This window comes from Cryptosporangium sp. NPDC051539 (genome assembly GCF_044454545.1).
Taxonomy (GTDB): Bacteria; Actinomycetota; Actinomycetes; order Mycobacteriales; family Cryptosporangiaceae; genus Cryptosporangium.
Genome location: NZ_JBITDV010000002.1, coordinates 904,295 through 922,997 on the forward strand (window position 1 = coordinate 904,295; position 18,703 = coordinate 922,997).

15 protein-coding genes and 1 pseudogene are annotated in these 18,703 nt (G+C 69.0%); 14 read left to right on the top strand and 2 right to left on the bottom strand.

Going from position 1 to position 18,703, the window contains the following annotated elements:
- The first annotated feature begins 872 nt into the window (after window positions 1-872).
- From ACIBZJ_RS10205 to ACIBZJ_RS10240, 8 genes and pseudogenes are all read left to right on the top strand, one after another.
- Entirely contained in the window at window positions 873-3,908 is a 3,036-nt protein-coding gene (locus tag ACIBZJ_RS10205; protein ID WP_395927672.1) for an ATP-binding protein, read from the top strand.
- Entirely contained in the window at window positions 3,905-6,079 is a 2,175-nt protein-coding gene (locus ACIBZJ_RS10210; protein ID WP_395927674.1) for an MFS transporter, read from the top strand. Before ACIBZJ_RS10205 ends, ACIBZJ_RS10210 begins: the two co-directional genes overlap by 4 nt.
- Window positions 6,080-6,102: 23 nt before the next feature.
- Window positions 6,103-6,633 (top strand): hypothetical protein, encoded by a 531-nt coding sequence (locus ACIBZJ_RS10215; protein WP_395927676.1) that lies wholly within the window; start codon window positions 6,103-6,105, stop codon window positions 6,631-6,633.
- A gap of 10 nt (window positions 6,634-6,643) precedes the next feature.
- Window positions 6,644-7,804 (top strand): M23 family metallopeptidase, encoded by a 1,161-nt coding sequence (locus ACIBZJ_RS10220; protein WP_395927678.1) that lies wholly within the window; start codon window positions 6,644-6,646, stop codon window positions 7,802-7,804.
- Between the two features lie 617 nt (window positions 7,805-8,421).
- Window positions 8,422-8,772, top strand: a pseudogene (locus ACIBZJ_RS10225) (tyrosine-type recombinase/integrase); the annotation flags it as partial.
- Between the two features lie 100 nt (window positions 8,773-8,872).
- Window positions 8,873-9,283 carry a DUF6262 family protein gene (locus ACIBZJ_RS10230; protein ID WP_395927680.1) on the top strand — a complete coding sequence of 137 codons (411 nt, stop codon included), beginning with the start codon at window positions 8,873-8,875 and terminating at the stop codon, window positions 9,281-9,283.
- A gap of 70 nt (window positions 9,284-9,353) precedes the next feature.
- Window positions 9,354-10,214, top strand: a complete 861-nt coding sequence (locus ACIBZJ_RS10235) for a hypothetical protein (RefSeq protein WP_395927682.1) — start codon at window positions 9,354-9,356, stop codon at window positions 10,212-10,214.
- A gap of 708 nt (window positions 10,215-10,922) precedes the next feature.
- Window positions 10,923-11,423, top strand: a complete 501-nt coding sequence (locus ACIBZJ_RS10240; protein ID WP_395927684.1) for a GNAT family N-acetyltransferase — start codon at window positions 10,923-10,925, stop codon at window positions 11,421-11,423.
- A 53-nt stretch (window positions 11,424-11,476) separates the two neighbouring features.
- Here the strand turns inward: ACIBZJ_RS10240 and ACIBZJ_RS10245 are convergent, their stop codons facing one another.
- Window positions 11,477-11,842 carry a DUF1844 domain-containing protein gene (locus ACIBZJ_RS10245; RefSeq protein WP_395927686.1) on the bottom strand — a complete coding sequence of 122 codons (366 nt, stop codon included), beginning with the start codon at window positions 11,840-11,842 and terminating at the stop codon, window positions 11,477-11,479.
- 228 nt (window positions 11,843-12,070) lie between these two features.
- Between ACIBZJ_RS10245 and infC the strand changes: the two genes are divergently transcribed.
- From infC to pheT, 6 genes are all read left to right on the top strand, one after another.
- On the top strand, window positions 12,071-12,646 hold the full coding sequence (infC, locus tag ACIBZJ_RS10250) for a translation initiation factor IF-3 (protein WP_395927792.1): 576 nt from the start codon (window positions 12,071-12,073) through the stop codon (window positions 12,644-12,646).
- An 80-nt stretch (window positions 12,647-12,726) separates the two neighbouring features.
- Window positions 12,727-12,921 carry a 50S ribosomal protein L35 gene (rpmI, locus tag ACIBZJ_RS10255; protein ID WP_035850665.1) on the top strand — a complete coding sequence of 65 codons (195 nt, stop codon included), beginning with the start codon at window positions 12,727-12,729 and terminating at the stop codon, window positions 12,919-12,921.
- An 80-nt stretch (window positions 12,922-13,001) separates the two neighbouring features.
- Complete coding sequence (gene rplT / locus ACIBZJ_RS10260; RefSeq protein WP_395927689.1) at window positions 13,002-13,391, top strand: 50S ribosomal protein L20; 390 nt, start codon at window positions 13,002-13,004, stop codon at window positions 13,389-13,391.
- Window positions 13,388-14,233 (top strand): TrmH family RNA methyltransferase, encoded by an 846-nt coding sequence (locus tag ACIBZJ_RS10265; protein ID WP_395927794.1) that lies wholly within the window; start codon window positions 13,388-13,390, stop codon window positions 14,231-14,233. The genes rplT and ACIBZJ_RS10265 overlap by 4 nt, the downstream gene beginning before the upstream one ends.
- Window positions 14,234-14,527: 294 nt before the next feature.
- Window positions 14,528-15,595 (top strand): phenylalanine--tRNA ligase subunit alpha, encoded by a 1,068-nt coding sequence (gene pheS, locus ACIBZJ_RS10270; RefSeq protein WP_395927690.1) that lies wholly within the window; start codon window positions 14,528-14,530, stop codon window positions 15,593-15,595.
- On the top strand, window positions 15,595-18,084 hold the full coding sequence (pheT, locus tag ACIBZJ_RS10275; protein ID WP_395927692.1) for a phenylalanine--tRNA ligase subunit beta: 2,490 nt from the start codon (window positions 15,595-15,597) through the stop codon (window positions 18,082-18,084). Before pheS ends, pheT begins: the two co-directional genes overlap by 1 nt.
- A gap of 67 nt (window positions 18,085-18,151) precedes the next feature.
- On the opposite strand, the gene ACIBZJ_RS10280 is transcribed toward pheT, so the two are convergent.
- Window positions 18,152-18,571, bottom strand: a complete 420-nt coding sequence (locus tag ACIBZJ_RS10280) for a hypothetical protein (RefSeq protein WP_395927694.1) — start codon at window positions 18,569-18,571, stop codon at window positions 18,152-18,154.
- Window positions 18,572-18,703 lie beyond the last annotated feature (132 nt).

Genomic DNA, 18,703 nt, shown 5'->3' on the forward strand with positions numbered 1-18,703 from the left:
GCCCCGGTCCCGATGGCGGCGCAATTGGCGGCGGTCCCGCAGGCAGGGGTCGCGGCGCTAACGGCGGCGGCCCCGCAGGTCCCGGCCCCGAGGGCGGTGGCTTCGGAGGTCCCGGCCCCAACGGCGGCGGCGGTCGCCCGACCGGCTCCGGCGGTCCCATGGGTGCGCCCGGCTCCGGCGGAGCGGGCGGCCTGAACGGCGGCTCCGTAGGCCCCGGCCCCAACGGCGGCGGTCTCAGCGGCGGCGGGGGCCTACCGACCGGCCCCGGTGGTCCGGCCGGCCTCAACGGTCCAGGTCGCAGCGGTGGCGGGCAGACCGGCCCCGGCGGGCCGACGCGCCCGAACGCCGGCGGCTCAGCAGGCGCTGGCGGTCCCCACGGTGGCGGCGGTCCCGGAGGCCCTGGCGGTCCTGGTAGCTCGACCGACCCTGGTAGCTCGACCGGCCCTGGTGGCCAGGCCGGGCCCGGTGGTCGTGACGCTTCGGGCGGCCGTGGCGGTCCGGGTAACGGCCCCGGTGGTCCGGGTAACGGCCCCGGTGGTCCGGGTAACGGCCCCGGTGGTCCGGGTAACGGCCCCGGTGGTCCCGCGGGGCGCGGCGGGCCAGGCGCAAGCCCCGGCTCGGCCGGTCCCGACGGGGCAACCGGGTACGGCGGCGGCCCCTCACGTCCGATCTCGGGCCCGATCGTCGGCCCTGGCGGCCCTGGCGGCCCTGGCGGCCCTGGCGGCCCTGGCCGCCCGTCCGGCCCCGACGGTCCGGCCGGTTACGTCGGCGGGTCGTCCCGGCCGATCTCCGGTCCGATCGTGGGTCCCGGCGACCCAGCCGGCCCGTCCAACTACGGCGGCGGCCCGTCGCACCCGATTTCCGGTCCTATCGTGGAGCCGGGTGGTCCCGCCGGGTACGGCGGTGCACCGTCCCGGCCGATCTCCGGCCCGATCGTGGGACCCGGCGGTCCGCAGGGGCCGCAGCGGCCGGGCTCGCGCCCGGTGTCCGGGCCGGTGGGTCGCCCGGTGTCCGGCACGGTCGGCGCGGACGGGCTCGAGCGCGGCCCCGGCCCGGCGCCGTGGCCGGTGCAGCACCCGATGAACGCCGCACCGCGCAACGCCGCACCCCCGTCGACCCTGCCGACGCACCCGGCGTCCGTCGCGGTCGCACCGCCGTCGCGGGTACCGAGCCGCCCGGTCACCGGCATCCCGGCCTCGGCGCCGCCGCAATCCGGGCCGCCGGCCATGTACGTGCCCGCGCCCGAGCGTTACCCCGCGCTGGATCCCGCCGATCCGGTCGAGCCGGAACGCGAGCGGGACGAGCGTCCGAACAAGAAACAGAAGCCACGACGGGTGAAGAGCCGTCCGCCGAAGGACCGGAAGGACCGGCAGGCGGTCCACGAGCTCGAGCTGCGCGAGATCGCCGGGCATCTCACCTTCACCCGCAACGACGTCACCGCGTGGTACCACCTGCCCGACATCCAGTGGGCGTTCCGGGCCGACAAGGAGCGCACGTCGATCCTGCTCGGCATCGCGGCGCAGTACGCGGCGCTCGGCGGCTACCGGCTGCACATGCGACGGACCAACCGTCCGTACCCGGCCGTCGGCTGGGCGCGACGGATGGCCGCGCTGACGCCGCACCCGGTGCCGGACGTCCGCGGTGCACCCAGCTGGTCCGACCACCTCGAGGCCGGCCAGCGGCGGCTGCACGCGACGAGCCTCGCCGAGGGCGAGGTCTACCTCGGCGTCGTCTTCCAGCGGCGCACGATGCGCGAGCAGATGATCGAGACGCTCAACGCGCTGCGCAAGCGCGGGTCCGGGAACGCGGAGCGCAACCGTCTGGAACAGCTCGTCGGACGCTTCGACGAGGTACTCGGCGCGTTCGGTATGCAGGCGCGCCCGGCGACGGCGAAGCAGGTGGAGTGGCTGATCCACCGGTCGGTGGCGCTGTGCATGCCGCCGCCTCCGGCGCTGTCGCCGGCCGAGTCGGGTGGCTGGGAGACCGGCGACCTGCTGGCGTTCACCGAACACACGATGCGGTACCGGAGCCCGTACGGCAGCACGGTCAAGCTGCAGTCGCGCATCGGTGACGAGTACGTCGAGCGTCACGTCGCGGTGCTGACGTTCGGGCGGATGGAAGAGCTCTCGATCCCGGAGCGGCACGAGCCGTGGCTGCACTTCCACGAGCAACTGCCCTGGCCGATGGAGATCTCCAGCCGGGTCGACGTGCTCGGCCAGGGCGATGCGTTGCGGTCGCTCGAACACAAGCTGCTGACGATCCGGTCGCAGCAGCGCGACTACCACGAGCACGAGATGGACGCTCCGCCCGAACTGGAGCGGCTGGCCCAGCGTGCGCTGGATATTTCCGACGAGATGTCGACCGGGCTCGATCTGGACGCGGCCCGGGTCCACGGGTGGCACCGGATCGCGGTGTCCGGACGCACCGAAGAGGAGTGCCTCAAGCGGGCCCGTGCGCTGACCGACCACTACCGGTCGATCCGGATGACGCTGAACCATCCGCGCGACCAGCTGCGTCTGCTCGACGAGTTCATCCCGGGGCAGCCGGTCGCGAACACCGGCTACCTGCGGCGGATGCCGGCGAAGTACTTCGCGGCGGCTATCCCGCAGGCCGCGGCCGCGATCGGTGACCGGCGCGGTCCGATCATCGGGGAGACGTGCGGTACGTCGCACCGGCCGGTCATGTGGGATCCGCACTACGCGACCGAGGTGCGGGAGCGGTCCGGCCTCGCGGTGTTCGTCGCCGAGCCCGGTGGTGGTAAGTCGACGCTGATGGGCGGTATCGCGTACCTCGCTGCCCGGCGCGGGGTGCAGTGCACGATCCTCGACCCGTCCGGTCCGCTGGCGCGGCTGGCGACGATGCCCGAGCTGGCGCCGTTCTCGAAGGTCTACAACCTGACCCGGGGCGAGCCGGGGACGCTGGCGCCGTACGGGCTGATCCCGACGCCGCGGCGAGAGCACTTCCCGGCCGGCGCGCTGGGTGACGCCGAGTGGACGTCGGCGGTGGCAGCGGCGCGCGCGGAACGGAAGGCGCTCGCCACCGACATCTGCATGATGTTGCTGCCGCCGCAGATCCAGCGGGAGCGGTCGTCACCGATCCTGTTGCAGCGGGCCGCGCGTCAGGTGGAGCCGGAGGAGTGGGCGACGCTCGACGATCTGATCGCGACCGTCGCGACCTTCGGCGACGAGGGCTCGGAGCTGGCCGAGACGCTCGGGGACGTCCGGGACATGCCGTTGTCGCGGTTGTTCTTCGGCCGGTCGACGGCGTCCTACGGACAGGACGAATCCGTGCTGACCGTCATCACGATGGCCGGGCTGGCGCTGCCGGACCTGACCATCGACCGGGAGTTCTGGCAGCTCGAAGAGCGCATGGCGCTGCCGATGCTGCACCTGGCCACCGCGTTCACCACCCGCCGGGCGTACGGGCGGGCGATGCACGAGCGCAAGCTCGTGGCGCTGGACGAGACGCACTTCCTGGCCGGGTGGGGGTCGGGGCGGGCGCTGTTCACCAGGCTCGCCCGGGACTCGCGGAAATGGAACATCGCCGCGCTGGCGGCGTCGCAGAACCCGGTGGACATCTTGGGGCTGGATGTTCAGAACCTTGTGTCCACGGTTTTCGTGGGTCGTATTGCGGAGGATCCGGAGATCGCCGCCCAGGCGCTCCGTATGCTCGGTGTACAGCGTGGGATCGGATACGAGAACACGCTGGCGCAGTTGTCCGTTGCAGATAGTCAGAACGATCAGCGGCTCGGCTACCGGGAATTCGTCATGCGTGACGTTGACGGCCGGGTCCAGAAATTCCGGGCAGACCTGGCCTACGTGGCGGGGCTGCTCGAACACCTTGACACCACCGCCGATCCACTCGGCGATGTTGGCCGGATCGCCGGCCAGGAGGGTGATGCCCGGTGACCCTGCGTGTCGTGCCTGCCGCTGAGGCCGAGCAGGCGGACGTGATCGATGGCCGTCGCCGGGGGTTGCCGGCGGGGCGGGTCGTGGCTTGGGTACTGACGGTACTGGTGGTCGCGGTAGCGACGCTGTTCGCGTCGCCGGGCGTACGGCCGGCACAAGCCGCCTGCGGCCCAAGCGACCCGGCGGCGTGTTTGCCGAGCAGTAGCGTGGTCGATTGCCTAGACCCCCCCACCCCAGCCATGCCCGACACGGGCGCGGGCAGCTTCTTCCTCAAGGAGCCCTCTAAATCTGCAAGTAGTCGGCAGGCGGTTGAATCGTCTCTTTATGACGACTATGGCTACGCTGGCCTCCAATATCACACCTACGACCTCGGATGCGGTCCAGACGGCGCCGTGGCTCCTGATGCGCTCGTTAACACCAGCGTTGCCAATATGGTGATGGGCGTCTCCGTCTTTATTGTCGGTGTTACGAATACCATTCGTGAACACGCATACGACCCTGCGTCAATGTGGGGTTGGACGGATGAGTTGGTCGGCTCGGCAAGTTCGGCCTTGTATCACAAAATCTTCACCGTGGTAGGCTTTCTTACAGTAGTCTTGGTCGGCGCTTGGCTAATGTGGAGCGCAAAGCGTGGCGATCTCTCGGACGCGGCGAGCCTCGCAGGCTGGGCCGTGCTCGTCATGGTCGTTACAACTGCCGTTGCTGCTTGGCCTATGCGCGCCGCTCATGTCGCAGACAATACGCTTACTGGATCTTTGAATACAGTTAATAGCGCGCTCCATCCTGGCGAGGATCGTCAGTGCGGTGCGGTTCGTTGTCAGGATGATGAGCTCCCCGAACGAAAAGCGAGCGGCGTACTTACCAATGTTGTCCTCTTTAATCAGTGGTTGAGTGGTGAGCTCGGCTCGGCGGACAGTAAAACGGCCAAGAAGTACGGCGAACAGTTGTATTCGGCCTCCGTGTTTAGTTGGGAAGAGGCGGCAATAATACGCTCTGACCCTAGTCGCAGAGACGAGCTCGTTAAGCAAAAGCAGGAGGATTGGAAGAAGACTGCTGCTGATATTAAAAAAGATGACCCTGACGCGTATGAATACTTGACCGGAAAGCAAGGCACTGCACGTATCGGATCCTCGATGACCGCCCTAGTTGCGGCGTTGGTTGCCGCGCCGTTTGACCTGATGGCCTCTGTCCTTATTATCATCGCGTTCTTGATCATCAGGCTTGCGGTCGCATTCTTGCCCGCCATAGCTGTGGTCGGAATTTTGCGCCCGGCATCCGGTCCCCTCCGGGGTTTGTTCCGAACCGTCGTCGCGGCCATCCTCAACTGCGTCATCTTCGGAGTGGGCGCCAGCGTCTACCTCCTCGCCCTGGAACTCATCACCAGCACGGCATCCCTCGCCGGGTGGCAGCAGATCCTGCTCATTTTCCTCACCGGCCTGGTGATGTGGTTACTGCTCCGGCCCTTCCGCCGCCTGACGTCGCTTGCCGGGGGCAACCCGTTCCAGGACCTCGTCGGCGGTCTCGGCGCCGTCCGGCGCCGTGCTTTCGGCGACGCCCGCCAAGCCGGCCTCGTCGCCGCCGGTGCCCTCATCGGCAACCGCGCGGCCGAGGACGCCCACGACCGGCAGTCCGAAGCCCGCCCGGAGTCCTGGAGCCGCGACCACAGCTTCCTCCGCGCCGGCGAGTCCCCGACCGACGCCACGCTGGCCGGCGACCGGACCGCCACCGAGAGTGGCCCCGCCCGGCGTGCCCGCCTGCGCGACGACTCCCCGGTCACTTCCGCGTCGGGGATGAACCCTTCCGGCACGAACCGTTCCGGAACGAGCGCCACCACCATCGACGGCACCGTCATCCGCCCCGAAGGCGCGAGTACCCACGACTACCCCGGCACCCGGCCACCGGACCGCGTCGCCGCGAACAGCGGCTACTCCGAGCCGGACATACCCGGAAGCTACGGAAGCCGCCCGGAGAGCGCCCGGCCCGAGGGCGGCCGCGGCGTCGACTATCGCGACCCGGCCACGACTCGCGGCGAGTCGATCCCGGTCGAGTCCGAGGAGCGGTTCGTGATCTACCGACCGGACAGCGGCTTCCGGACTGTCGAACCAGACATACGGCCGGAGTCCCGCCGCGTCCCCCGCGAAGACGCAACCGCCGGCAGCCGACCCGAGTAGACGCACGATGAAGGAGCACGAGAATGCCACGGCTACCGGCGGGCGTGCACCTGCGCCGGCCGGGTTACCGGGTGCTCTCCGCGCTCGTACTGGCCGTCGTCGTCGGCGGGATCATCCTGATCGCGCGCGTCTTCGGCCAGGTCGCGGCCGACCGGGAACCGACCGCCCCGCGACCCCGGCCGACCACGGTCACGTCGACCGGTCCCGACGACAGCGTGTACACCGGCAGCTCACCCACGACCGAAGCGCCGGACGGCGCGACCCGGGCCGGTGAATCGTTCGTGCGCGCTTGGCTCCAACCGACCGACGGCCGTTCCCAGAAGCAGTGGTTCGCCGGCCTGGAACGCTATGCGTCACCCGACCTCGCCGCCCAACTGAAGGACGTCGACCCGACGACGAATCCGGCGACGACGGTCACCGGTGAGCCGACGGCCACCCCGCTCAGCGACACCGCGGCCCGGGTCGCGGTCCCCACCAACGCCGGTCCGGCCACCGTCCTGTGCGTGCGCACCGACGCCGGCTGGCGGGTCGCCACGATCGACCTGGGGGAGTGAGACACCCCCCATGGCCATCGACCTGCGCCCCGACGCGGCCGCGCCCCCCGATCCGGAGAGCCCGAACCGGCTCCGCAAGCTCGTCATCATCGGCATCTGCGTGTTCGCGGCCGGCTCCCTGCTCTGCCTCGGCTTCACCCCGATGGTCTTCAGCGGCATCGTCCAGAGCATGCGCGACTCGGCCGAGAACGCCCAGGAGGGCTGCGGCTCGCTGGGCTTCACCGTCGACGACGACGTCAAGATCGACGGTCTGGCCGCCGACCAGCTGCAGAACGCCGCGACGATCGTCGGCGTCGGTCAGAAGATGCAGGTGCCGCCGCGCGGCTGGGTGATCGCGCTGGCCACCGCATTGCAGGAGAGCCTCCTGCACAACTACACGGTCGCCACCGATCACGACTCGGTCGGTCTGTTCCAGCAGCGTCCCAGCAGCGGTTGGGGCAATGCCCCGGCCACCGCCACCGACACCCGGACGCCTACCCAGCGGCTGGCCGACCCGAGCTACGCGTCGGCCAAGTTCTACGAGAAGCTGCTCCGCCAACCCGGCTGGAATCAGAGGCGGCTCGCCGACGTCGCACAAGCCGTGCAGATCTCCGCGTTCCCCGAGCGCTACGCGCGCTGGGAGTCGTTCGCGACGCTCCTGGTGAACCGGCTCACCAAGGGAGCCGCCAACGGCGTCGTCGCCACCCAGGGAGACCCGATCCGGTGCGCGGCGCCGGGGCAGATCACCGGCGCCGGCTGGACCGTCCCGGCGCTCGGTCAGGTCGGCAGCGGGTTCCGGCCGCCGGACCGGCCCAGCCACCAGGGCGTGGACATCATCGTCCCGAGGTTCACGGTGATCCACGCGGCCAGCGCCGGCATCGTGATCACCGCCAAATGCAACGCCTCCACCGGCAACTGCGACGTCGACGGCGGCATCAGCGTTAAGGGCTGCGGCTGGTACGTCGAGATCGCCCACACCAGCGGGCTGACCACGCGCTACTGCCACATGGTCCAGCGGCCGTTCGTCACCGTCGGCCAGACCGTGGTGGCCGGGCAGCCGCTCGGCCGGGTCGGTTCGTCCGGGAACTCGTCCGGACCGCACCTGCACTTCGAGACGCGGGTCAACGGCGAGGCCGTGAACCCGATCCCGTTCATGGCCGCCCGGGGAGCTCCGCTGGGCAGAAGTGGCTGAATTGCATCTGATGCATCATTCGGCACTTTGATGTCACGAATGTGCTACTCGGAACCCTAGCGGCAGGGGTGCTTCTGAGCAGCCCCGTCGCGTCGCTGAGCAGGCAATCTGCGGGCAGGGCCGTAACCGGTTCATCGATGTTGCGTTAGATGCATCGTGAAGGAGCGGAGTCGGCTGGGGGTCAGCGCTGTCTGTGCTGCCGCCGGGGGCCTGCTCATCTGGACCCGGCCGAGGCGGTGTTCGGGGTGGAGTTCTCCAACGAGTACCCGTGGTCGTTGGGCCGGCCGATGTGGAGGCGTTCCTCGACCATCTGAGGTCAGGCGCTCGGCCGATCGCCCCATCGACCGCGCGGAGCTATGTCGGGTCGATCCGGCAGTTCCTCGACTACGCCACTGACCCGCGATATGGCTGGCCGAAGGTGTGGTTGGAGCGCTTCGGGCGGGCACCGGAGCAAGTCCACGTCAGCGACTACGAGGGCGACCCGCGGCGGCGTCCGCTGACCTACGACGAGATCCAGGCGCTCTTCGACGCCGCCGACGGGATGGTCGAGCAGGCCCGGGCGCGGCGCCGCAAGGGCGCGCTGGCCGCGCACCGCGACGCGGTGCCAACTGCGGGACTGGCTGCAACGATGCGACGTCCGCGACGAGCACGCACGCCCAGTGCATCTGACCCCGCACCAATGGCAGCACACCTTCGGCACCCGGCTGATCAACCGCGACATCCCCCAAGAGGTCGTCCGGGTCCTGCTCGATCACTCTTCTGGCGACATGACGGCGCACTACGCCCGACTACACGACGCCACCGTGCGCCGGCACTGGGAGAAGGCCCGCAAGGTCAACGCCAAGGGCGAGACCGTCACCATCGACCCCGGCGGGCCGCCGGCCGAGGCCAACTGGGCCAAGTAACGCCTCGGCCGCGTCACTCAGGCCCTGCCCAACGGCTTCTGCGGGCTCCCGGCAGCGGCCAGCTCTGTGTGGCAGAGATGAACGAGCAAGTCCTGGGCAACCTCGACAACATCGTTTACCGCGCTGGAGGCCAACCCTGGCCCCGATGGGCGGGAGGCTGCGGATGCGAGCTGACGACTCCCGGCGCATCATCGCCGCCGCCCAGCAACGCCACGAGCTCACCCGGGCAAAGGCGATCCAAGCCCTGCGGACCCTCGACGCCGAGGGCAGCCCCGTCAGTCTCGAGGCCGTCGCCCAAGCCGCGGCGGTCTCCCGGTCCTGGCTCTACGCCCATCCCGACATCCGGGCCGGGATCGAACGCCTCCGCGACCTCCACCGGCGAGCCCCTTCGACACCCATCCCCGCCCGGCAGCGGTCCTCGAACGCCTCCCTTTTGCGCAGGCTCGAAGCTGCCAACCAACGGATCCGGCCGCTGACCGAGGAGAACCGCAAGGTCCGAGAACAACTCGCGCAGGCACTCGGCGAACGCCGCGTGGCCACCTCTCGGCATACGGGTTCCGGTACAGAGCCTTGACAGCCGTCCCACCTCGGCCTTACCCAGGTATGAGGTGGTGAGTGCAGGATGCGCCTGGCATCGTCGCTGGATGGCTAACCGACACTTCGGCAAGGCAAGCGACGTGTGGAAGCACCTCATGTTGTGCGAGGCGCTTGGAGCTCTCGAACCGACGCACTACGCCGAGAGCCATGCGGGCAGCGGCGCCTACGACCTGGTGCACGACGAGGAGCGGAACTACGGCGTGGGTCACTTTCTCGAGGTGTCTTCGGTAGTCGAAACGCTGGGCTCATCCGCATACGCTCACGCGCTGCGCAGGTTCAGCTCGACCGGACGAGCGCGTTACCCAGGATCAGCGCTCCAGGCGATGACATTGCTCGGTGACACCTCCGAGTATCTGTTCTGTGAGGTGGACCCGGTCAGCGCGGACGACTTACGACGCTGGGGGCGGGACCTCGAGCTGTCTCGATGTCAGGTCGTCGAGCGCGACGGCATGACCGCGGTAGCCGAGTGGCTCGACACTTGCGCCGGTAGCCATTGTGTCGTCCACATCGACCCGTTCGACCCGTTCGCTGCTCAACCAGGCGGCCTTTCGGCAGTTCAACTCGCAGGGCAGGTGTCCGAATCCGGGTCGGCGCTCGTGTATTGGTACGGGTTCGACAGCCCCGTGGAGCAAGCGTGGGCACTCGCGGAGATCGCTCAGCGCACCTCCAAGCCACTAACCTGCTTGGAAGTGCTTGTCGCGGACGAGACAGGCCAGGGCAGGAACGGCGATCTCGGTGTCGGGACGACACCCGGGACCGGCTTCGGCGTGGTTCTGGCGAACGTGGGAGAGCAGGTGATCGCCAATTGCGATCGCCTGGGCCGAGATTTCATCCGCACCTACGACGGCAAGCGGTTGCCTAATGGGCAGCAGGGCCGACTGAGGTTCACGCATCGCCCGCAGGTCTGAGGATTTTCGGTGCGTCGCAACGTCCTCAATTCGGATCCGGACGCCACGGGACCGATCGATATGGCTGGGTTTAGCCGACCGTTCGCAAGTCGGCTCGACCGCAAGCCTGCCGCTGAATTCACAGACGTCGCTAGCTGCTGTGTAGTCGATGGCGCACGCTGTTCTGCACTCGAAGCCGTACGCCGGCACCACGACCCATGACACGGCGCAGGCCACCCGCTGGCGTCCCAAACCGGTAACGATTGGTCTCTACTGAAAGTCCATGCCATGCACCTACGTGACATGTCAAAGACAACGTCCACAATGAAACGTTGCAGGTCACAGGCCCGGATGGCTCGGCCGCTCAAGACAATGCAGGAACAGGTCGGACACGTCTACGCCTCGACGACCGCGACCTACACCGGCGCGTCGGACGAGTACCGCAACCGCCTGTTGCAGCAATCGTTGACCGCTCGGCACGCCGGAGCGATGCAACCAGCGGATACGGGGCCGGCGTCGTGGGCCGCCGGGCTGCGTTCCTCGAGGATCTGCCCACGCCGGCCGTCGCGGACCTCCTCGGCGTCAAGATCGACACCGCCAACCGCTGGGTCGCAGCGATCGCGAAAGACCGGATGCCCTGCCTCGAAGCGCGAAGCCCCCGACGCACACGACCCTGAGCAGCCGTAATACGACTGACTCCACACCGATGGGCCTGCCACAGTCGCGGGCATGCCCCAATTCGCCGTCCGCGCCGCAACCACCGCTGACCTGCCGCGCGTCCTCATTCTGGTCACCGGGATGTTCCACGACCTCGGCACAAACGTGGCCTCACCCGGGTGGGAAGCCGCGGCCCGCGATCGGCTCGCCGCCGGCAACAACATCGCGGCCTTCGTGACCGTCGACGCTACCGACCGGCCCATCGCCACTGCGGTCGGCGTCATCGACCACCGGATACCCAGCCCGCGGCGGCCCACCGGGCGCATCGGCTACCTGGAATGGCTAGCCACCGATCCACCGCACCGACGCCAAGGCGCTGCCCGCCTCGCCCTCACCGCGCTGCTCACCTGGTTCGACGACCAAGGCGTCCCCACCATCGACGTCCACGCCTCATCGCCGGCCCGACCCCTCTACGAATCACTCGGCTTCCGCACACCGACCGCCATCCCGCTGCGCCGCGCCACCACCACAACCAGCGCCCGCCCCGAATCCGAGGCCGAAACCGCCCTCTGATCACGGAACGTCACGAATCGGTCGGGCTCGAATAGCGCCGCTGCCATTACCCGTCAGTAGACCGGGCCGGTCAGCTTCTCACCCGGGCCCTGCCCCGGCGGGTCCGGGATGACCGACGATTCGCGGAACGCCTTCTGCAGACTCGAGAGCCCGTCACGCAACGGTGCCGCGTGCGCGCCCAGGTACTCCACCGACGACGTGACCAGTCCCGCCAGCGCGGTGATCAGCCGTCGCGCCTCGTCCAGATCGCGGTGGGGGGAGGCGTCGGGATCGTCGGAAGCGAGCCCGAGACGCTCGGCGGCAGCACTCATCAGCATGACCGCGGCGCGGCTGATGACCTCGACGGAGGGGATGTCCGCGAGGTCGCGGACGTCGGGGTCGAGGGAATGCACATCGCTCGTTGGGTGTTCAGAACTCATGCCTGGTACCCTGGCAGAACGACCAGCCGTCCGCTCCCAGCGGGTGGCAGCCAAGTGGAGCCCCGCTCCCACCTTCGCCGCCGTCAGGTAGCAGGGTCCGGTCATGGTTTGACGTGTTGATCACGTCAATAGACCGGTCGAGTGGGCCTCAGCATGCGCTGGGGCCTTTTCGTTCGTGGGGTACCACCGGGCAGGTCAGCAGACTAGAAGCACGTCCGAGGAGGTCCCATCAGCGTAGAGCTGCGTGTGAACGACCAGATCCGCGCCCGAGAGGTGCGTCTCGTCGGTCCTGAAGGAGAGCAGGTCGGCATCGTTCCGGTTGCCGAGGCCCTGCGCCTCGCCCAGGACACCGACTTGGATCTGGTTGAGGTCGCGCCGACCGCGCGGCCGCCCGTCTGCAAGCTCATGGACTACGGAAAGTTCAAGTACGAGAGCGCGCAGAAAGCACGGGAGGCCCGGCGCAACCAGAGCCTCACCGTGATCAAGGAAATGAAGCTTCGGCCCAAGATCGACCCGCACGACTACGAGACCAAGAAGGGTCACGTGGTGCGGTTCCTCAAGGCCGGCGACAAGGTCAAGATCACGATCATGTTCCGCGGTCGCGAGCAGAGCCGTCCGGAGCTGGGTTTCCGGCTCCTGAAGCGGCTCGCCGACGAGGTGACCGAACTCGGCTTCGTCGAGTCGTCGCCGCGTCAAGACGGCCGAAACATGATCATGGTGATGGCCCCGCACCGCGCACTGAAGACCGCGGGCCAGCGTGGCTCGGGTGAAGAGGTAGAGACGGACGCCCCGGCGGACGTCTGACGCGTAACGGGAGGCGCGGCACCCGGCGAACGGGCGCCGCGCCCCGGTACGCCTGAACACCGAAACGACTAGGGAAACTGATGCCGAAGAACAAGACCCACAAGGGCACCGCGAAGCGCGTGAAGCTGACCGGTACCGGCAAGCTGCGTCGCCAGAAGGCGAACCGCCGCCACCTGCTGGAGCACAAGTCCAGCACCCGTACCCGGCGGCTGGACGGCACGACCGACTTCGCGCCCACCGAGACCAAGCGCATCAAGCGCCTGCTCGGTATTTAGTTTCTACTTCCCTTGACCACTGATCGTCGCCGCCCGATTACGGGTACCGGACGACGACCACAAGAAGGACAGGTGTACCCGTGGCACGCGTGAAGCGGGCGGTCAATGCCCAGAAGAAGCGCCGGACCACCCTCGAGGCCGCGAAGGGTTACCGCGGCCAGCGTTCGCGGCTCTACCGCAAGGCCAAGGAGCAGCTGCTCCACTCCGCGACGTACTCCTACCGCGACCGCAAGGCGCGCAAGGGTGACTTCCGCCAGCTCTGGATCACTCGCATCAACGCCGCGGCCCGGGCCAACGGCCTGACGTACAACCGCTTCATCCAGGGCCTGCGTCTCGCCGAGATCGAGGTCGACCGCAAGGTCCTCGCCGACCTCGCCGTCAACGACGCCGCCGCGTTCGCGGCGATCATCGCTGTGGCGAAGGCCGCACTGCCCGAAGACACGTCGGCGCCGCGTGAGGACGCGGCCTGACCAGGCCTTCCGCTCAGCCTCTGCGACCCGAGGATCCACCGCTCGCGAGCGGTCGGACTCCTCGGGTCGCTGCTGCTCGGCGGTTGACCCGCCGTTCGCGGCGCGACGACGTCCGCCAGTTCCTGGCAGAAGGACCGCAAGCGGTCCGCGAGGCCTTGGCTCTCCCGGCGAGTACCCCCGGTGCGCCCTCCGTCATTTTTTCTACGCCTGCCGCGCTGGCAAGATACGCGGGATTCCTGTCGGCGGCGCCGGTTCCGGTGATCACCGTGGACGACGCCGGTATGTCCGGACTGTCGGAGACCGTGTCGCCCCAGGGACTGGTCGCGGTGTGCTCGTTCCTGGACGTCCCGATGTCCGCGGTGTCCGGGCCGTTGGTCGCGGTACTGACCGAGATCCAGGACCCCGGGAACGCCGGGACCGTGTTGCGCACCGCGGACGCGGCCGGCGCGAGTGGCGTCGTCTTCACCGAGGGAAGCGTGGACCCCTACAACGGAAAATGTGTCCGGTCCTCGGCCGGCAGCCTGTTCCATCCGCCGGTGGTGCGGGGAGTGCCGGCGATCGAGGCCGTGGCCTCGCTGCGGTCTTCGGGGCTGCAGGTGCTCGCGGCCGACGGGTACGGCGAGTCCGACCTCGACGAACTGGCCGACGACGGGGAGCTGGCGCGGCCGACGGCGTGGGTGTTCGGCAACGAGGCCCGGGGCCTGCCGGGCGAGGTGGCCGCGCTGGCCGACCGCCGGGTACGCATCCCGATTCACGGCCGGGCCGAGAGCCTGAACCTGGCCGCCGCCGCCGCGGTGTGCCTCTACGCGTCGGCGCGAGCTCAGCGGCGTCCACCTAAGTAGTTCGTTCTACCGCGGCTTACACCGACCGGACACGCTTTGGGGAGCGTGCGTAGCGCGCTGACTACCGGTCGGAACGATCCGCTAAAGTTTCAAGCAATCACGACCACCCGGGTCGCGCGGCACGAGGAGGGGCGAGCGGTGCGCCACCGGCACGAGTTTCCCCGGCCCGCCGGTCGGGCCTGACGCTCCGAACGCCGGCGGGCTGCGGCGCAGCCGCCCGAACTTGGTCATCCCGCGCGCTGCAGTGGCGTTCGCCCTCGCGCGCGATCAGTCGGAGGACGGAACCCCACTCGCATGTCTGGACCCAACGACACCTACGACCCCAAGCAGGTCGCTCTCCTGAGTTCCGAGGCGCTCGGCGACACCGTGCTGAACGCCGAGAAGGCCTTCGCCGACGTTGCTGATCTCGACTCGCTGCGTGCGGCGAAGAGCGCGCACCTCGGCGACCGCGCACCGGTCTCGCTGGCCCGCCGCGAACTCGGTGCCCTGCCGCCGCAGGCCCGCGCCGACGCCGGCCGCCGCGTCAACGAGTCCCGCAAGGCCGTGCAGGCCGCGTACGACGCCCGCGAGGCGGTGCTGATCGCCGAGCGCGACGAGCGGGTGCTCCGCGAGGAGACCGTCGACGTGACGCTGCCGTTCGACCGGCGTCCGCGCGGTGCCCGCCACCCCGTCGCGGCGTTGTTCGACCGGGTCAGCGACCTGTTCATCGGCATGGGTTACGAGATCGCCGAAGGCCCCGAGATCGAGGCCGAGTGGCTGAACTTCGATGCGCTGAACATCGCCCCCGACCATCCGGCCCGCACCATGATGGACACGTTCTTCGTCGAGCCGCCCGAAGACGGCCTGGTGCTGCGGACGCACACGTCACCGGTGCAGGCGCGGACGATGCTCTCGCGGAAGCCGCCCATCTACATCGTCGCTCCCGGCCGGGTGTTCCGCACCGATGAGCTCGACGCGACCCACACCCCGGTCTTCAGCCAGATCGAGGGCCTGGTGGTCGACGAGGGCATCACGATGGCGCACCTGCGCGGCACGCTCGACCATTTCTCGAAGTCGATGTTCGGGCCGGAGGCGGTGACCCGCTGGCGTCCGTCCTACTTCCCGTTCACCGAGCCGTCGGCGGAGTTCGACGTCTGGTTCCCGCAGGCCAAGGGCGGTCCGCGGTGGATCGAGTGGGGCGGTTGCGGCATGGTCAACCCGCGGGTGCTGATCGCGTGCGGTATCGACCCCTCCGTGTACACGGGCTTCGCGTTCGGCATGGGCCTCGAGCGCGCGCTGCAGTTCCGGCACGAGGCCACTGACATGCGAGACATGATCGAGGGCGACGTGCGGTTCTCGAAGGCTTTCGGGATGGAGATCTGATGCGCGTCGCGGTGTCCTGGCTCAGCGACTACCTCGACCTCGCGGGGCGCTCCGTCGAGGAGATCGACGCGGCCTTCGTCCGGGCCGGGCTCGAGGTGGAGGCGGTTCATCAGCCGGGGGCCGAGATCGTCGGCCCGCTGGTCATCGGCCGGGTCCTGTCGGCGGAGGAGCTGACCGGCTTCAAGAAGCCGATCTGGTACTGCCGGGTGGACGTCGGTCCCTCCCTCAACGGTCCGGACGGAAGCCGGGGCATCGTCTGCGGGGCTCCGAACGTGGCTTCGGCGGAGTACGTCGTCGTCTCGTTGCCGGGTGCGGTGCTGCCGGGCGGCTTCGCGATCGCCGCGCGCAAGACGTACGGGCACGTCTCCGACGGGATGATCTGCTCGGGCCGTGAACTCGGCATCAGCGACGACCACAGCGGGATCCTGGCGTTCTCGTCGCTGCCTTCCGGCCTCGAACCGGGCTCGGACGCGCGATCCCTGCTCGGCCTCGACGACGTGATCTTCGAGCTGGCGATCACCCCCGACCGCGGGTACTGCTTCTCGGTGCGCGGGCTGGCGCGGGAGTTGGCGTCGTCGCTGGGGGTGCCGTTCCGGGATCCGGCGTCGACGTATTCCGTGCCGTTGGCGTCGTCGGAGGTGCCGTACCCGGTCGTCGTCGAAGACACCGACGGCTGCGATCGGTTCTACGCGCGGGCCGTGACCGGGCTGAACCCGTCGGCGCCGTCGCCGGAGTGGATGAAGCGGCGGCTGCAGGCCGCCGGGGTGCGGTCGATCTCGCTCGCCGTCGACGTCACGAACTACCTGATGCTCGAACTCGGCCAGCCGATGCACGCGTTCGACCGGTCCGCTCTGACCGGGCCGATCGTGGTGCGGCGCGGGCGTGTGGGGGAGCGGGTCACCACCCTGGACGGTGCCGACCGCGCGGTCTCGCCGGAAGACCTGCTGATCACCGACGACACCGGGCCGATCGGTCTGGCGGCGGTGATGGGCGGCGCGACGACGGAGATTTCCGCCGAGACCACTGAGGTGCTTATCGAGGCCGCGCACTGGGATCCGGTGTCGGTCGCCCGCACCGCGCGGCGGCACAAGCTGCCGAGCGAGGCGTCGAAGCGGTTCGAGCGCGGCGTCGACCCGGAGATGACCGCGGTGGCGGCCGAGGCGGCCGTGCGGTTGCTGGTGGAGTACGGCGGTGCCGTGGCGGATCCGGGGGTGCTGGATCTGGACGCCCGGCGCCCGGTTCCGCCGATCCGGTTGCCCGTCTCCCTGCCGTCCCGCGTGATCGGGGTGGAGTACTCGCGGTCGGTGGTGGAGCGTCGGCTGCGTGACGTGGGCTGCACGGTGACCACCGCGGGCGAGGACGAGCTCTGGGTGCTGCCGGCGTCCTGGCGTCCCGACCTGACCGATCCGGTCGACCTGGTCGAGGAAGTGGCGCGGCTGGAGGGGTACGACAACATCCCGTCGCTGCTGCCGCCGACGCCGGCCAGCTCGGGCCTGACCGGCGACCAGCGGCGTCGCCGGTCCGTCGCGCGGGCGCTGGCCGAGGCCGGGTTCGTCGAGGTGCTGAGCTACCCGTTCGTGTCCCCGGCCGTCCACGACGCGTTCGGCCTCGAGCCCGACGACCCGCGGCGGTCGGCGGTCCGGCTGGCGAACCCGCTGTCGGACGCCGAGCCGGAGATGCGGACCAGCTTGCTGCCGGGTCTGTTGAAGGCCGTCACGCGCAACCTGGGCCGTGGGCAGCGCGATGTGTCGCTGTTCGAGATAGGGCTGGTGTTCCGGCCGGACGAGTCGGCCGGTGCGGCACCGCGCCTGGGCGTCGACCGGCGGCCGACCGAGGCCGAGCTGGCGGCGCTGTTCGCGGCCGTGCCGGAGCAGCCGCGACACGTCGCCGTCGTGCTGACCGGTGACCGGGACCCCGCCGGCTGGTGGGGCCCCGGCCGCGCGGCCTCCTGGGCCGACGCCGTCGAGGCCGCCAGGGTGGTCGGCGCAGCCGCCGGAGTGGCGATCGAGGTGCAGCGCGCAGAATTGGCGCCGTGGCACCCGGGTCGCTGCGCCGCTCTGGTGGTCGACGGCCGAGTGATCGGTCACGCCGGTGAGCTGCACCCGCGCGTGGTGGCGGCCCTGGAGTTGCCGCCGAGGACGGCCGCGATGGAACTCGACCTCGATGCGCTCCCGCTAGGAGCCGTGCCGACCGCGCCCGTGATCTCGCCGTTCCCGCCGGCGTTGCTGGACGTGGCGCTCGTAGTGGACGAGCACGTGCCGGCGGGAGAAGTCGAGGAGGCCTTGGCCGAGGGGGCCGGCGAGCTACTCGAGTCGGTGCGGTTGTTCGACGTCTATGCGGGTGCGCAGGTGCCGGAGGGCCGAAAGTCGCTGGCTTTCGCTCTGACCCTCCGCGCCCCCGACCGAACCCTAACCGCCGAAGAAGCCACCCAAACCCGAGACGACGCCGTAACCACCGCTGCCACAGCTTGGGATGCCCGGTTGCGTTAGAAGGCCTTAGCGGGGCTCTTTCTTTGCTGCGCGGTGTGCAGCAAAGAAAGGGTCCGGCGTAGATGAGTCATATTTTGAGTCCAGTTACATCACAAACGCGCCAGCCACGTTCTTCGACTAGCTGCAATTTTGCGTTTCGCTGTATTTTGTACCGCTTCGTGTCCTTGGATACAGCGAGGGTGTAATCGATTGATTGTTTCCCGGTGTTGTTGTCGCCTGAGCGCTGCCAGGTGATGGTTTGTAGTTCGAATCCTCCCATCTCAAGCCCTGAACGAAAGTTTTGGATTATATCGGCAGACTCGGACCTGTCGGATGCGCATAGGCTATTCGAAAGCCTGTCGATATCGTCGTATTTCAATGCCTGAAATAGCTCACTGATAGCCTCGTTGGGTGAGTCGGCACCTGTTTTCCAAGCTTTCCAGGCGAGTAAACCCAACCCGCCGCAGCATGGAATGAGAAGAACCGCCAACAGAATGGCTACCAACACGATCCACCTCTGAGTGCGGTGAGGCCGAGATGGTGGCGGTGGAGCGTATGCGGTCACGGCGCCTCGAATCGCTTACCCTTCGGCGGATTACGGCAAGCTTACCGACTGGCGCCCCACGAACAGCCTCACTCT